11 protein-coding genes are annotated in these 14712 nt (G+C 72.4%); 5 read left to right on the top strand and 6 right to left on the bottom strand.

Translation table 11 applies throughout. The features are described from left to right. Window positions 1-10: 10 nt before the first annotated feature. Window positions 11-3283 carry a BTAD domain-containing putative transcriptional regulator gene (locus AB0N17_RS29570; protein WP_366014594.1) on the top strand — a complete coding sequence of 1091 codons (3273 nt, stop codon included), beginning with the start codon at window positions 11-13 and terminating at the stop codon, window positions 3281-3283. Window positions 3284-3297: 14 nt separating this feature from the next. Here the strand turns inward: AB0N17_RS29570 and AB0N17_RS29565 are convergent, their stop codons facing one another. The 6 genes from AB0N17_RS29565 to panB all read right to left on the bottom strand — a co-directional run bounded on the left by AB0N17_RS29565 (window position 3298) and on the right by panB (window position 9155). Further along, a complete protein-coding gene (locus AB0N17_RS29565; protein WP_366014593.1) occupies window positions 3298-4167 on the bottom strand; it encodes an ABC transporter permease in 870 nt (289 codons plus the stop codon). After that, window positions 4164-5189 carry an ATP-binding cassette domain-containing protein gene (locus AB0N17_RS29560; RefSeq protein WP_366014592.1) on the bottom strand — a complete coding sequence of 342 codons (1026 nt, stop codon included), beginning with the start codon at window positions 5187-5189 and terminating at the stop codon, window positions 4164-4166. Before AB0N17_RS29560 ends, AB0N17_RS29565 begins: the two co-directional genes overlap by 4 nt. A 119-nt stretch (window positions 5190-5308) precedes the next feature. Continuing rightward, entirely contained in the window at window positions 5309-6022 is a 714-nt protein-coding gene (locus AB0N17_RS29555; RefSeq protein ID WP_366014591.1) for a zinc ribbon domain-containing protein, read from the bottom strand. 14 nt (window positions 6023-6036) lie between these two features. Further along, entirely contained in the window at window positions 6037-6420 is a 384-nt protein-coding gene (locus AB0N17_RS29550) for a hypothetical protein (RefSeq protein ID WP_366014590.1), read from the bottom strand. Between the two features lie 64 nt (window positions 6421-6484). Next, window positions 6485-8020: a zinc ribbon domain-containing protein gene (locus tag AB0N17_RS29545; protein ID WP_366014589.1), complete on the bottom strand. Its 1536-nt coding sequence runs from the start codon at window positions 8018-8020 to the stop codon at window positions 6485-6487. A gap of 268 nt (window positions 8021-8288) precedes the next feature. Next, window positions 8289-9155 (bottom strand): 3-methyl-2-oxobutanoate hydroxymethyltransferase, encoded by an 867-nt coding sequence (gene panB, locus AB0N17_RS29540; RefSeq protein WP_366014588.1) that lies wholly within the window; start codon window positions 9153-9155, stop codon window positions 8289-8291. A 201-nt stretch (window positions 9156-9356) separates the two neighbouring features. On the opposite strand from panB, the gene AB0N17_RS29535 reads away from it, so the two are divergent. The 4 genes from AB0N17_RS29535 (at window position 9357) to AB0N17_RS29520 (ending at window position 14270) form a co-directional block, all read left to right on the top strand. Next, a complete protein-coding gene (locus tag AB0N17_RS29535) occupies window positions 9357-10943 on the top strand; it encodes an MFS transporter (RefSeq protein WP_366014587.1) in 1587 nt (528 codons plus the stop codon). A 100-nt stretch (window positions 10944-11043) separates the two neighbouring features. Further along, the gene (locus AB0N17_RS29530) at window positions 11044-11673 is read left to right on the top strand and encodes a TetR/AcrR family transcriptional regulator (protein WP_366014586.1); all 630 of its coding nucleotides are present in this window, start codon (window positions 11044-11046) and stop codon (window positions 11671-11673) included. A gap of 188 nt (window positions 11674-11861) precedes the next feature. After that, the gene (locus AB0N17_RS29525; protein ID WP_366014585.1) at window positions 11862-12911 is read left to right on the top strand and encodes an endonuclease/exonuclease/phosphatase family protein; all 1050 of its coding nucleotides are present in this window, start codon (window positions 11862-11864) and stop codon (window positions 12909-12911) included. Between the two features lie 102 nt (window positions 12912-13013). Continuing rightward, window positions 13014-14270, top strand: a complete 1257-nt coding sequence (locus AB0N17_RS29520; RefSeq protein WP_366014584.1) for an MFS transporter — start codon at window positions 13014-13016, stop codon at window positions 14268-14270. Window positions 14271-14712 lie beyond the last annotated feature (442 nt).

Genomic DNA, 14712 nt, shown 5'->3' with positions numbered 1-14712 from the left:
TCCGGAGACAATGGACCCCGTGCGCTTCTCCCTGCTCGGCACCACCCAGGTACTCCGCCCCGACGGCACGGCCGTCCCGGTCGGCGGGGCGCGGCTGCGTGCCCTGGTGAGCGTGCTCGCGCTGCGGGCCGGGCGGACCGTCCCCGTCGGCGTGCTGGTCGACGAGGTGTGGGGCGCCGACCCGCCCGCCGACGCCGCAGGCGCGCTCCAGGCGCTCGTCGGCCGGCTGCGCCGGGCCCTCGGCGCGGACGCCGTCGCCTCCGCCGACGGCGGCTACCGGCTCACCGCCGCCCCCGACGACGTCGACCTCGGCCGCTTCGAGCGGCTGACCGGCGACGGCCTGCGCGCGCTCGGCGACGGCGACCCGGCCAAGGCCGCCGTCGTCCTGGACGACGCGCTCGCCCTGTGGCGCGGCCCCGCCCTCGCCGACCTGCCCGAGCACACCGCCGAGGCGGCCCGCTGGGAGACCCGCCGCGTCGACGCCCTGCGCGCCCGGCACACCGCCGCCCTCGCCCTCGGGCACGCCGAGCAGTCGCTGCCCGAGCTGACCGCCCTGTGCGACGGCCACCCGCTCGACGAGCCGCTGCAGGCGCTGCGGCTGCGCGCCCTGCGCGACACCGGCCGCCCTGCGCAGGCGCTCGCCGCCTACGAGGACGTACGGCAGCTCCTCGCGGACCGGCTCGGCTCCGACCCCGGCGCCGAGCTGCGCGCCCTGCACGCCGAGCTGCTGGCCGAGGAACCGCCCCCGGCGCCGCGGCCCGCGCCCGCCCTCGGCAACCTGCCCGCCCGCCTCACCTCCTTCGTCGGCCGGGAAGCCGACATCGAGGCCATCGGCGCCGATCTCGCCGCCGCCCGCCTGGTCACCCTGCTCGGGCCCGGCGGCGCCGGGAAGACCCGGCTGTCCCAGGAGGCCGCCGAGGCCGTACGGCCCACCGTCCGGGACGGGGTGTGGCTGGCCGAACTGGCCCCCGTGGACGACCCCGAGGCCGTGACCCAGGCCGTGCTCACCGCGATCGGCGCCCGCGAGACGGTGCTGCACGGCGCCGGCGCCGAGAGCATGCGCGCGGTCGCCGACCGGTACGACGACCCCCTCGAACGGATCGTGGAACACTGCGCCCGGCGCCGGATGCTGATCATCCTGGACAACTGCGAGCACGTCGTCGAGGCGGCCGCCCGTCTCGCCGAGCGCCTGCTGGCCCGCTGCCCGGAGCTGACCGTCCTCGCCACCAGCCGGGAACCGCTGGGCGTGCCGGGTGAGTTGCTCCGCCCGGTGGAACCGCTGCCCGAACCGGTCGCGCTGCGGCTGCTGGCCGACCGGGGCGCCGCGGCCCGGCCCGGCTTCCGGACCGACGACGACCCCGGCGCCTGCGCCGAGATCTGCCGGCGGCTCGACGGACTTCCCCTCGCGATCGAACTGGCGGCGGCACGCCTGCGCATGCTGACCCCGCGCCAGATAGCCGACCGGCTCGACGACCGCTTCCGGCTGCTCACCTCCGGCAGCCGCACCGTCCTGCCCCGCCAGCAGACCCTGCGGGCCGTCGTGGACTGGTCCTGGGAGCTGCTGGACACGGACGAACGGGACGTCCTCGCCCGGCTGTCCGTCTTCGCGGGCGGCTGCGACCTGCCCGCCGCCGAGGCCGTGTGCGGTCCGGCCGCCCTGGACGCGCTCGGCTCCCTGGTCGACAAGTCCCTGGTGGTGGCCGGGCCTTCGCCGGCCGGCGGCGCCGGGGGCGGCATGCGCTACCGGCTCCTGGAGACCGTCGCCGAGTACGCGGGCGAGCGGCTGGACGAGACCGGCCGGCGCGCCGACGCGGAGCACGCCCATCTGACGTACTACCGCGAACTCGCCCGTACCACCGATCCGTTGCTGCGCGGCCCCGAACAGCGCACCGCCATCGACCGGTTCGAGCTGGAGTACGAGAACCTGCGCACCGCCCTGCGGCACGCCGTCGCCGCGCGGGACGAGCAGGAGGCGCTGTGCCTGGTGCTGTCCATGGTGATCTTCTGGCAGATGCGGGACCAGCGCATCGAGACCCGTGTCTGGTGCGAGGAGGTCATAGGGCTCGGCCCCGACCCCTTCGCCGAACCCGTACGGCCCGCCCCGCCCCTGTGGCAGCGCTGCACCGATGCCCCGCCGCCGTACACCGGCGAGATCCTCGCCGAGGCCCGGCGCGGCGTCCATCTCGCCCATCTCTCCTGCATGGACCACGACCTGGAGTCGTGGCAGACGCCCGCGGCGCAGGCAAAGCTGCGTGCCATCGTGGCCACCTACGAGCCCGGGCTGCCGCAGACCTGCCGGGTGCCCGGCCTGCTCTGGTTCTTCGCCGTCATGCTGACCGGCGGCGCCGAGCAGATGTGGACCGTCATCGACGCCTGTGTCCAGACCTGCCGCGACACCCCCGGGTTCGAACAGGAACTGGCCGTGACGCTGCAGCTGCGCGCGAACCTCCTCGCCAACCGCGCCGACTGGGCGGGCAGCGCCACCCAGGACGCCGAGGAGGCGCTGGAGATCTTCCGCCGCCTCGGTGACGGCTGGGGCACCGCCGAGGCGCTGTCCGCCCGCGGCGAGGCGCACGAGCGCCGCGGGGCCTACCGCGCGGCCGCCGACGACTACCGGGCGGCCATGGAGCACGCCGAACGCCTCGGCGCCCGCGGCCAGATGGCCATCCTCCGCGCCCGCCTCGGCAACGCCCTCATGGAGGCGGGCGACCTGAAGGACGGCGAGCGCCTGCTCCGGGAGGTCATCGCGAGCCAGGAGGGCTACCTCAACGAGTCCATGCCCGCCGCCCGGCTGTTCCTCGCCTGCTGGCTCGGCCTGACCGGCCGCACCGCCGAGGCGCGGGAGCAGCTGCGCCGGCTGCGCGAGGAGTTCAAGATCGCGCACTTCGTCGTCTTCGACGCCATGATCCTGGTGCAGGAGGCCTGGCTGGACGGAATCGACGGCCGCGCCGAGGACGCCCTGGAGCGGAGCCGGAAGGCGCTGCGCCTCGCCCTCGACCCGCTGAGCCGGACCATCGCCCCGCACCTGGACTCCATCTGCCTGACGGTCGCGGCGACGGGCCTCGCCCGCCTCGACGGCGGCGGCCGCGCCGTCGACGCCGCCCGCTGCCTGGGCGCCGCCGACGCCCTGCTGCCGCCCGGCCACGTCCTGTCCGGGGTGGAGCGCAGGATCCACGACCTCACCGAGGCCCGGATCCGCGAGAACCTCGGCGAGCCGGCCTACCGGGCCGCGTACGCCGAGGGCGGTGGCCTCTCCCTCGCGGAGGCCACCGCCCTGGTCTGAGGCACGGCGTTACGTCAGCTCTTGGTGCGGAACTTGTGGATGGCGACCGGCGCCATGACCGCGGTGATCGCCACCGACCAGCCCACGGTCACCCACAGGTCGTGCGCCACCGGCCCGCCGATCATCAGCCCGCGGGCCGCGTCCGCCAGGGTCGACAGCGGGTTGTAGTCGGTGAAGGCCTGCAGCCAGCCCGGCATCGACTTGGTCGGCGCGAAGATCGACGAGCCGAACTGCAGCGGGAACAGCACCAGGAAGCCCACGCCCTGCACCGACTGCGCACTCTTCAGCATCACACCGAGGGTGAGGAACACCCACATGATCGAGGAGGCGAACAGCGCGGACAGGCCCACGGTCGCGAACAGGCCCGCCCAGTGGTGGATGTGGAAGCCGACCAGGACGGCGACGACCATCAGGATGACCGTCGCGAACAGCATCCGCGCCAGTTCGACGGCGATCTTCGCGAACAGCACCGACCCGCGGCCGATCGGCAGCGTGCGGAACCGGTCCATCACACCGCTGTTGAAGTCCTGGCTGAACCCGGTGCCCACGCCCTGCGACAGGGTCATGCTCATCATCGCGAGCATGCCGGGGATCACGTACTGCACATAACGCTCCTGGCCGCCGCCCAGCGCCTGGCCGATCGAGCCGCCGAAGACGTACACGAACAGCAGCGTGAAGACGATCGGCATGAGCAGCGCGTCGAACATCGACTCCGGGTCCTGGCGGATCCAGAGCAGGTTGCGGCGGATCAGCGCGCCGGTGTGCCGCAGATGCCCGCGCAGCGGGATACGGACGTCGGAGGCGGTGGGGGCGGGGGCGGTGGTCGGGGGAGCGGCGCGAAGCGCCTCGTTCAGGGTGGTGGTGGGCGACGGGTGGGAGCTCATACGGCGACCTCCTGGCGGGCGTCGGCGGGCTCGGCGTCCTGCGGGGCACTGGCGCGGTGGCCGGTGAGGGACAGGAACACCTCGTCCAGGCTGGGCAGTTCGGTGGTGATGGAGGAGAGGGTGATGCCGCGCGCGGTGACCGCGCCGACCACCGCGGTCAGCTGCTCGTCGCTGAGGATCGGCACCAGCAGGGTGCCGGTCTCGGCGTCCACGGTGGTGGCCGCGAGCCCGGTGATGCCCAGGTCGTCCAGCATGCCGGCGAGCGGGCGCAGCTCCAGCGGGTCGACCGGCCGGACGCGCAGGGTACGGCCGCCGACGCGGGCCTTCAGTTCGTCGATGCCGCCGGTGGCGATGACCTTGCCGCGGTCCACCACGGTCAGCTCGGAGGCGAGCTGCTCGGCCTCCTCCATGTACTGGGTGGTCAGCAGCACGGTGACCCCGTCCCCGACCATGGCCTTCACCTCGTCCCAGACCTCGTTGCGGGTACGGGGGTCGAGACCGGTGGTCGGCTCGTCCAGGTAGAGGACCGCGGGCCGCCCGATCATCGAGGCGGCGAGGTCCAGCCGGCGCCGCATACCGCCGGAGTAGGTGCTCGCGGGCCGCCTGGCCGCCTCCGTCAGGGAGAACCGCTCCAGCAGCTCGTCGGCGCGGGCGCGGGCGTCCTTGCGGGACAGGTCCAGCAGCCGGCCGATCATGTACAGGTTCTCCCAGCCGGGGAGCTTCTCGTCCACCGAGGCGTACTGACCGGTCAGCCCTATCACCCGGCGCAGCTGCCTCGGCTGCCGTACGACGTCGTAGCCGGCCACGGTGGCCCGTCCGGCGTCCGGGGCGATCAGGGTGGACAGGATCCGCACGAGGGTGGTCTTGCCGGCGCCGTTCGGGCCGAGCACGCCCATCACGGTGCCCTCGCGCACGTCCAGGTCGACACCGTCCAGTGCCTTGGTCTCGCCGTAGTGCTTGACCAGTCCCCGCACCGTCACCGCGTGGCTCGCGCCGGCGGGGTTGTCATCGATTCGCGTCATGCGGAAGACAGTGCCAGCCCCCACCGACAAACGGCCGACAGGCCGCCGACAGGCCACCGACAGACCGCCGACACGCACCGGACGGCACCGGCGGCGGCCTGCTCCGCGCAGGTCGGACGCTACGAACCCTCCCGGATGCGGGCGCCCACGATCTTGCCGTCCTGCACGCTGTAGGTGCCGGTGAAGCTCCGCACCGAGCCGTCGGTCTGGGTCGCCCGGATGGCGACGCCGACCTCGCCGTAGCCGTCGTCGGAGGTCGTGACGTCGACGTGGGCCGTGGTGCGGAAGCCGGCCACCCAGTTCGCGTAGGAGCCGTTGAAGAGGTTCGAGCCGCCCATGTCCCAGGCCGCGGAGTAGTCCCCCGCGTTGAGGAGGTCGTAGTAGGACGTGACGACCGTGCTCGCGTCCTCGGAGTCCTGCGAGGTCTCCTCGGCGGGGCCGGGGGTGTCGGTGTCCGGGCCGCCGTCGTCGGACGAGTAGGTGCCGCCGGGGTAGGGCTCGTCCGTGCCGGACCCGTCCTCGTAGGGGGTCGGGGTGACGCTCCAGCCGCCGTACGAGGTCTGCGGGGACACCAGACCGGCCGGGGAGTCGCCCGCCGAGGAGGTGTCGGAGCGGTTGGCGAAGGCCACCCCGAGCGTCACGCCGCCGGCGACGAGGACGGCAGCCAGGGCCCAGGGAAGCCAGGTCGGCAGGCGCGTGGCGCCCACGCGCACGAAGCTGTCCCCGTCGGCGGGCTCGGCCGGCCGCCCGGCCGGGTACGGTGCCCCGCAGTTCGGGCAGACCTGCTGTGCGGCGTTCTCGATACGCACGCCGCAGTGAACGCAGAAGTGCATGGATTCGCCTCCGCCTAGAGCCCGCGGATCGCTTCTTCGATCGTCACGGCGAGGGAGGCCAGCGCGGTGAAGCCGGGCACCGCCTCCACGAGCGCCTTCGCGACCCGGCGCAGCTTCCCGGTACGGGGCTCGGGCGCGGCCAGCTCCTCGCGCGCGTCCTCGGCGAACTCCGCCAGATCGTCCCGCTCGGGGTGGTCCGAGCCGCGCAGGACCTCCACGAACCGGGCCAGCAGCTCACTGATCTCCTGCGGGGTCGGCTGCCTGCCGTCGGCGGCCGGGGCCTCCTGTCGCTCCGTGACGCGGAAGTCGACGCGCGCGTTGCTGCCGCTCGCGACCACCGCGTTCCTCACCTGGGCGTTTCCCGTGGCGATGACGCCGTCGTTGCTGCGTCCGTCCATGCCGGTCCCCGTTCGTTCTCGTTCACGGTCGTCGTAGGGCCGTGTGTCGTCGGTCCGTGTGTCGTCAGTCCGTGTTGGGCAGCGGAATCTTCTTGAGGATGGTCTGGATCCGGGACTTGTCGCCGGAAGCGACCGCGCTCGACTCGACCTTCGCCCCCGCGGTGGCGATGATGCCGTTGTTGATGATGGTCTCCTGGCGCCTGATCAGGTCGCCCGCGTCGATGTCGTGCTCCAGGGCGAACTCCACGAGGGCGTCCAGGATCCGCCGTTCGACGGTCTTGAGGACCATGCCGGAGTCGGCCTTCTGGAAGTACCGCCGGTGGTCCGTGCCGGAGGCCAGTTGCCGCACGCTGTGGCGCGCCCCGTAGTCGAACATCTTCAGCCGGGTGATCTGCCGGTGCTGCTTCTTCAGCCGGCTGCGCATCCGGAAGTCGGGGAAGAAGCCCGTGACCGCCCGCACCGGCGAGGCGAGCAGCACGAAGGGCATGCTCGCGACGTTCTGGAACATCATCGCGAGGAATTCCCGTAGTGAGGGGCTGGGCATGAGGCCGTCGATGGTCCGGTAGCGGTCCAGCAGCGGGCACAGCACGGTCGGCACGGCCTCGACGAACAGATTGGAGTCCGAGCGCACCAGCCGCAGGAACACCGAGGTCACCAGCTCGCCGCCCCAGCCGGAGGAATGGGTGACCAGATAGACGCGGGCGGTCTCCTCCGGGGCCCGCTTCAGCGCCTCCACCCGTTCGGCGCCGATCCGGGCGAAGGGGCGGCCGAGGGCGTCCGGCAGGAAGCGGGGGTCGCCGAGCAGCGCCGACCCCTCCACGAAGACCCGCTCCTCGATCTCCAGACAGGGCAGGGACAGCTCGCCGACCCGGCGCGCCACATGCGCGTACAGGTCGGTCACGTCGAATTCCGCGGGGGTGACGCCCTCGCGGCCCGAGCTGGTCACGTCGAAGACCAGCGACCACGAGTCGAGTTCCTGGCCGTATCCGGTGAAGGGCGAGAAGCCGCTGTAGACGCTGAGGTTGCCCTGGGCGTACTCGTCGATCTGGCGCAGCCGGCCGGCGGCGGACTCATTGGGCGGCGGCGGCGCCTGCGCGGGGTCGAACCGGTCCGGGCGCAGCCGCTGGAGGCGTTCGCCGTACTGGGTGGAGAGCGCGAACACCAGCGTCGTCAGCCAGGCGAGCACGAGCATCAGCAACACGGTCAGGGCGCTGCCCAGCACCAGCAGGCCGACGAGCAGCACCAGGAACTCGGCCGCCAGGAGCAGGTCCCGGGCGTGCCGCCGGGCGTTGGCCTCGTAGGCGTACCGCAGCACCACCGGCACGTCGCAGCCGGGAGCCGGTGCCACGCCCAGGTGCGGCTCGGCGGCGACGTCCCTGATGAGCGAGTCGGCGTAACTCCGGTCCAGGTAGACGGCCGCGCACATGTACCGGGTCAGGTCCCGGCCGCCGCTCCAGCGCGGGACGGTCCGGCCCGGTGCCGGGCGCGCCGCGCCGACGGTGCCGGCGACGGTCAGCGCGCTCCCGCAGCTGCCGCAGAAGGCCGCTCCGGGCACGGTGGCGGTGGAACATCCGGAACAGATCGTCTGTGTCTGGGCCATTGCACGTTCCCCCCGATGTGAGACGTCCCACACCGTCAAGTGCACCACCGCCCCAGGGGCCTGGTGGGTCTCCTGGCGTTTTCGACGCCACACCGTTACAAGAGGTTCACTTCAACTGCCTTTGATCACAGGCAAGTTGAGGCCAAAGCTTCGGGTTTCCGAGAGCGCTCCGGCCGGCCGCGAGGGGGCCGTGAACGTGAGGGGACCGTAAAAGGGACAGCCCGCCGACGGGGGAAGATCGGCGGGCTGTCCTTGGTGCGACGGTGGATCAGTGGACGGAGTGCGCCTCCGTCGGGAACGCGCCGCCGACGACGTCCTCGGCGAACGCCTTGGCCGCGCCGGTCATCACCTCGCGGAGGTTCGCGTACTGCTTCACGAACTTCGGCACCCGGCCCGAGGTGAGCCCGAGCATGTCGGTCCACACCAGGACCTGCGCGTCCGTCTCCGGACCCGCGCCGATGCCCACGGTCGGGATGTGCAGCACCCGCGTCACCTCGGCCGCCAGCTCCGCCGGCACCAGCTCCAGGACCACCGCGAAGGCGCCCGCGTCCTGCACGGCCTTCGCGTCCCGCAGCAGCTGCTGCGCCGCCTCCTCGCCGCGCCCCTGCACGCGGTAGCCCATCGCGTTGACGGACTGCGGGGTCAGCCCGATGTGGGCCATCACCGGGATGCCGGACTCCACCAGCAGCCGGATCTGCTCGTGCGACCGCTCGCCGCCCTCCAGCTTGACCGCGCCGACCCCGGCCTCCTTCACCAGCCGGGTCGCCGAGCGCAGCGCCTGCACCGGGCCCTCCTGGTAGGAGCCGAAGGGGAGGTCGCCGACGATCAGGGGGCGGGTCGTGCCGCGGACGACGGCCGCCGACAGCACCGCCATCTCGTCGAGGGTGACGGGCACGGTGGTCTCGTACCCGAGGTGGCAGTTGCCCGCCGAGTCGCCGACCAGGATCACCGGGATCCCGGCCTCGTCGAAGACGGACGCGGTCATCGCGTCGTAGGCGGTGAGCATGGGCCACTTCTCGCCCCGCTCCTTGGCGAGGGCGATGTCGCGGACGGTGATGCGGCGAGTGCCCTTCCCCCCGTACAGCGCATTGCTGCCGTCGGAAGGCTTGTTCTGGGCAGCCGAAAGCTGCGTCATGGCAACGGCTCCTTCAGTCATCTCGAGGCGCCCTGACGGCGTCCCCGGATCGAGTCCATGGTGGCACCTCGTGCCAGTCACGGCCAGAGGGGCCCCCTGTGATCCCTTTCGGAACCGGTGAAACCCAGCCGTAGTAAGGGCTGAGTAAAGAAATTAAGATACGAGACGGTATCGTATCGGAATGGTCGTACGCTCGAACACATGACAACCTCCGTCCCTGCCTCCCGGATACCGGAAGCTGTGCACCGGCGCCGTTGGGCGATCCTCGGCGTGCTGATGCTGAGCCTGCTGATCGTGGTGCTCGACAACTCGATCCTGAACGTCGCCATCAAGACGATCTCCACCCCGGCACCGACCGGCCTCGGCGCCACCCAGAGCCAGATCGAGTGGGCGATCAACGCCTACACCCTCGTCTTCGCCGGCCTGCTGTTCACCGCCGGTCTCGTCGGCGACCGCCTCGGCCGCAAGAAGGTGCTGCTCGCCGGCATCGCCGTGTTCGGCGTCGGCTCCGCCCTGGCCGCCGAGTCGAGCAGCCCCGGCCAGCTGATCGCCTTCCGCGCCCTGATGGCCCTCGGTGCCGCCTTCGTGATGCCGGCCACCCTCGCCGTGCTGATGAACGTCTTCGAGCGCGAGGAGCAGCCCAAGGCCATCGGCATCTGGGCGGGCGGCGTGGGGCTCGCCATCGCCATCGGCCCGATCACCGGCGGCGCGCTCCTGGACCACTTCTGGTGGGGCTCGGTCTTCCTCATCAACGTGCCGATCGTGATCGTCGCGCTCGCGCTGATGCTGTGGCTGGTGCCCGACTCCCGCGACCCGCACCCGGGCCGCCTCGACCCCGTCGGCGTGGTCCTGTCCGTCGTCGGCCTGGTCCTGCTCGTCTACGGCATCATCAAGGGCGGCCAGCTGGCCGACTTCACCGACACGACCGTCCTCGCGACCATCGCCGCCGGTCTCGTCGTCCTCACTGCCTTCGTCGTCTTCGAGAAGCGCAGCGACCACCCGTCGCTCGACGTCGGCTACTTCAAGAACAAGGTCTTCTCGGCCGCCATGGCCGCCATCGCGCTGGTGTTCTTCGCGCTGATGGGAGTCACCTTCTTCTCGGTCTTCTACACCCAGAGCGTGCGCGGCTACTCGCCGCTGCAGTCCGGCCTGCTGATGCTGCCGCTGGCGGCCGCCCAGATGATCTTCGCGCCGCGCGCCCGGCTGGTCGTCGAGCGGTTCGGCAACAAGGCCACCACCACCGCCGGCCTGGTGCTGATCGCGGCCACGCTGGGCGCGTTCGCCACGTTCGAGGCCGACACCCCGATCTGGCTGCTGGAGATCGTCTTCTTCCTCATGGGCACCGGCATGGCGCACATCATGACGCCGACCTCCGTCGTCATCATGCAGGCCCTGCCGCGCGAGAAGGCCGGCTCCGCCTCCGCGCTCAGCAACACCTTCCGCCAGGTCGGCGGCGCCCTCGGCATCGCCGTCCTCGGCTCGGTGCTGTCCGCCGCCTACCGCAACGGCATCGAGGGCAAGCTCGGCCCGCTGCCGGCCGCCCTGCGTGACAAGGCCGGCGAGTCCATCGAGGCCACCCTCGGCATCGCCGAGAAGCTCGGCCCGCGCGGCCGGGCCCTCGTCGACCCCGCCGACGCCTCCTTCCTGCACGCCATGCACGTCACCGCCCTGTGCGGCGTGGGCGTCGCGCTCGTCGGCGCCGTGGTGACGGCCCTCTTCCTGCCGGGCAAGCCGCCGGCCGGTCAGCAGGGCGAGCGGGAGGCCGAGTTGGTCGCCGCCGCGGACTGAGGCGTCCGGCGGTCGTCCAGCGGTCGTCCAGCGAGCGTCCAGAGGAAAGGAAGGTCGCTGCGGGACAATCCCCGCAGCACACCGGAAGGACGGAAACGACGTGAGCCTTGCCGACAGCCGGCCCCGCCCGGTCGGCCCCGCCCGGGGCCGGCCCCGCAGCGAGGCCGTGGAACGCGCCATCCTGGAAGGCGTGATGAAGCTCCTGGAGGAAGGCGTCCCGCTCGCCGAACTCTCCATCGAGCGCATCGCGCGGACCGCGGGGGTCGGCAAGGCCACGATCTACCGCCGCTGGAGCGGCAAGGAGGAGCTGTTCGTCGACGTCATGCGCGCCGCCGAACCGCCCGACCCCGTGCTGCCCGGCATCTCCATGCGCGGCGACCTCGTCGCCCTGCTGGAGACCCTGCGCCAACGCGGCCTGGCCAGCCGCTCGTCGGTGATCCTGCACAACGTGTACGCCCAGATGAAGAGCAGCCCCAAGATCTGGGCGGCGTACCACGCCAGCGTCATAACGCCCCGCCGCGTGCTCGCCATGGAGGTGCTGCGCCGGGGGCAGCGCAGCGGCGAACTGCGGCCGGACATCGACCCGGAGCTGGCCAACGACCTGTTCATCGGCCCCATGCTCGTCCGCACCGTGATGCGCCCCGACGCCGACCTGCCCGAGGGGCTGGCGGAGGAGATCGTGGACACGGTCCTGGCCGGCCTACGACCCGTCAGCTCCACAGCCTCGTAGCACGTATGTGCGCGTTTCGTCACAGACCTCACGTGTCGCACGGCGGAACGGAACTCCCAGCCCCGCTTCGTTCGTCCTCGTCTTCCGTACGGCCGTCATGGGACGGCGGAACGGAGCCGATCATCCCCTAGGGTCGGAAGAGGCACGGGGGCGACGGTGTGTGCACGGCAGGCAGTGAGGCAGACGGTATGGCGCAGCAGGCGTACATGACGGAGACGGACGACGGCGGCTCGGGGCCCGAGCGTCCGGGATCCCGGCTTCGACGCCTGACACGCCGCCTGGCGGCGGGCTGGCGGGGCGACGCGGGCATCTGGCGACGGGGCATCGTCCTCGCCGTACTGGCCCTGCTGCTCGCTCTGGTGATGCTCCTGCACGCGCACATCCCCAACGGGGTGGGCAACCTCGGCAGCCTCTCGGAGACCTTCCTGCCCTGGCTGGGCCTGGCCGTCCCCGTGCTGCTGGTCCTCGGCCTGGTCCGGAAGTCGGCGACCGCCGTCCTCGCCGTGCTGCTCCCGGCGATCGTCTGGCTGAACCTCTTCGGCGGGCTGCTCACCGACAAGACGGGCTCCGGCGGCGACCTGATGGTGGCCACCCACAACGTCAACGCCGACAACCCCGACCCGGCCACGACCGCGCGCGACGTGGCCGGCTCGGGCGCCCAGCTGCTGGCCCTGGAGGAGCTGCCCGCCTCCGCCGTACCCGTCTACGAGAAGGCGCTGGCGCCGACGTACAAGTACCACGCGGTCGTCGGCACGGTCGGGCTGTGGAGCCAGTACCCGATGACCGACGTGAGGGCCGTCGACATCAAGCTCGGCTGGGAGCGCGCGATGCGGGCCACCGTGGCGACCCCCCAGGGTCCGATCGCGGTCTACGTCGCCCACATGCCCTCGGTCCGGGTGAAGCTGAAGGCCGGCTTCACGGCCCGGCAGCGGGACACCAGCGCCGACGCGCTCGGCGAGGCCATCGCCGACGAGTCCCTGAAGCGGGTCGTCCTCCTCGGGGACCTCAACGGCACGATGAACGACCGCTCGCTCAACGCCGTCACCTCCCAGCTGCGCTCCACGCAGGGCGCGGCGGGCAGCGGCTTCGGGTTCAGCTGGCCGGCGTCGTTCCCGATGGCGCGGATCGACCAGATCATGGTCAGGGGCGTCGATCCGGTGAGCTCCTGGACCCTGCCGCGCACCGGCAGCGACCACCTTCCGGTGGCGGCCCGTATGAAGCTCGACACGTCGTCGTAACCCGCTGGAATACCGGGCCCGGGAGACTTTGTTCCGTAGCTGAACATATGGAATAGGCTGTACGGAACTCCGCTCTCCGACCTGGAAAGGCACAGGCTCTCCATGCCCCTGGCCCTGCTCGCTCTGGCCGTCGGCGCTTTCGGCATAGGCACCACCGAGTTCGTGATGATGGGGCTGCTCCCCGACGTGGCGGACGACCTGCACATCTCCATCCCCGCCGCCGGGCACCTGGTCTCGGCGTACGCGCTGGGCGTCGTCATCGGCGCCCCGCTGCTCGCCGCGCTCACCGCGCGCATGTCCCGGCGCACCGTCCTGATCGCCCTGATGGCGTTGTTCGTCGCGGGCAATGCGCTGTCGGCGTTCGCCCCCGGCAACGACTCCCTGCTGGCTGCCCGCTTCCTCAGCGGCCTGCCGCACGGCGCGTTCTTCGGCGTGGGCGCCGTCGTCGCCACGGGGATGGTCCCGCCGGAGCGCAAGGCGCGCTCCGTGTCCCTGATGTTCCTCGGCCTGACCGTTGCGAACATCGCGGGTGTGCCGGTGGCGACGCTGGTCGGCCAGCACCTCGGCTGGCGGGCGACGTTCCTGGGCGTGAGCGTGATCGGCCTGGCCGCGATCGCCTCGCTGGCGCTGCTCATCCCGCACGACAGGGCGCACGGAGCGGCTCCGACGGGCCTGCGCGGCGAGCTGGCCGCTCTGCGCTCCCTCCCGGTCTGGCTGGCCCTCGGTACGACGGTGGCGGGCTTCGGCGCGCTCTTCGCGGCCTACAGCTACGTCACCCCGATGCTGACGGACGCGGCGGGCTACGCCGAGACGAACGTGACCCTGCTGCTCGCGCTGTTCGGCGTGGGCGCCACGGCCGGCAACCTCCTGGGCGGCCGCCTGGCGGACCACTCCCTGCGGGGCACGCTGTTCGGCGGCCTGGCCGCACTCGGGGCCGTCCTGCTGCTCTTCCCGCTGCTGATGCGGGCGGAGTGGAGCGCGGCGCTCGCGGTGGCCCTCCTCGGCATGGCGGCGTTCATCACCGGCTCGCCGCTCCAGCTGATGGTGATGGAGAAGGCTGCCGCGGCCCCCTCCCTCGCCTCCTCCGCCAACCAGGCGGCCTTCAACCTGGCGAACGCCGGCGGCGCCTGGATCGGCGGCCTCGCCCTCGCGGCGGGCTTCGGCACGACGTCCCCGGCCCTGGCGGGCGCCGCCCTCGCGGTCCTCGGCCTGGGCGTCGCGAGCGTGGCTTGGGCTGTGGACCGGCGGGGGGAAGGTGTGGCGGATTCGGGCTCGGGTTCGGCGGGGTGGGTGGTGGCGGGGTACGAGACTCCGGCCGCCCAGGAGACGTCGGCCGCTGTGGACGCGGTTCGCAGGTGACCGTAGGGCCGCTCGCTTCTCGGTCAGTGTCGGGCTGGAGCGAGGCGAGCGGCCCGGAAGGGCGGTGGCCCGGGCCGGTGACGGGCCCCGGGGTCGGCTGCGTTCGCGCCGTGGGGTCGGGTGGGGGCGCGGTCGCGTCTCGCACGGACGCCGGGTGGGGCGGCGGCCGCCGGGTGGTGGGGGTGTGGGTGGGCGTGGGCGCGGGCGTGGCGTCATCCGGTTCGTCGCGGTGATCGGCAGGTTCGTTCCGGGGCCGGGGGTGCGCGAGCAGGGCGGGCGGGAGACTCCTGGCCGTGGAACTTGGCTGCCAAATGGGAACGGGGGCGTGGGGTCACAGACCCCAGAAGCCGGTGGCGGTGATCCCCGCTATCACCACCCCGTCCACGCCCCTGCCAGCCTGCGCGGACACGGTCGGCGGACAGGGGCGGTGCCTGTTTTGTCT

This window comes from Streptomyces sp. NPDC051133, assembly GCF_040682635.1.
GTDB lineage: Bacteria > Actinomycetota > Actinomycetes > Streptomycetales > Streptomycetaceae > Streptomyces.
This window is presented reverse-complemented; position numbering and strand designations above follow the sequence as displayed.

What these genes read in the sequence shown, in the direction of transcription:
- AB0N17_RS29570 (WP_366014594.1), top strand. Translation starts at nt 11, where the DNA reads ATGGACCCCGTGCGCTTCTCCCTGCTCGGCACCACCCAGGTACTCCGC.
- AB0N17_RS29565 (WP_366014593.1), bottom strand. Translation starts at nt 4,167, where the DNA reads ATGAGCTCCCACCCGTCGCCCACCACCACCCTGAACGAGGCGCTTCGC.
- AB0N17_RS29560 (WP_366014592.1), bottom strand. Translation starts at nt 5,189, where the DNA reads ATGACGCGAATCGATGACAACCCCGCCGGCGCGAGCCACGCGGTGACG.
- AB0N17_RS29555 (WP_366014591.1), bottom strand. Translation starts at nt 6,022, where the DNA reads ATGCACTTCTGCGTTCACTGCGGCGTGCGTATCGAGAACGCCGCACAG.
- AB0N17_RS29550 (WP_366014590.1), bottom strand. Translation starts at nt 6,420, where the DNA reads ATGGACGGACGCAGCAACGACGGCGTCATCGCCACGGGAAACGCCCAG.
- AB0N17_RS29545 (WP_366014589.1), bottom strand. Translation starts at nt 8,020, where the DNA reads ATGGCCCAGACACAGACGATCTGTTCCGGATGTTCCACCGCCACCGTG.
- panB (WP_366014588.1), bottom strand. Translation starts at nt 9,155, where the DNA reads ATGACGCAGCTTTCGGCTGCCCAGAACAAGCCTTCCGACGGCAGCAAT.
- AB0N17_RS29535 (WP_366014587.1), top strand. Translation starts at nt 9,357, where the DNA reads ATGACAACCTCCGTCCCTGCCTCCCGGATACCGGAAGCTGTGCACCGG.
- AB0N17_RS29525 (WP_366014585.1), top strand. Translation starts at nt 11,862, where the DNA reads ATGGCGCAGCAGGCGTACATGACGGAGACGGACGACGGCGGCTCGGGG.
- AB0N17_RS29520 (WP_366014584.1), top strand. Translation starts at nt 13,014, where the DNA reads ATGCCCCTGGCCCTGCTCGCTCTGGCCGTCGGCGCTTTCGGCATAGGC.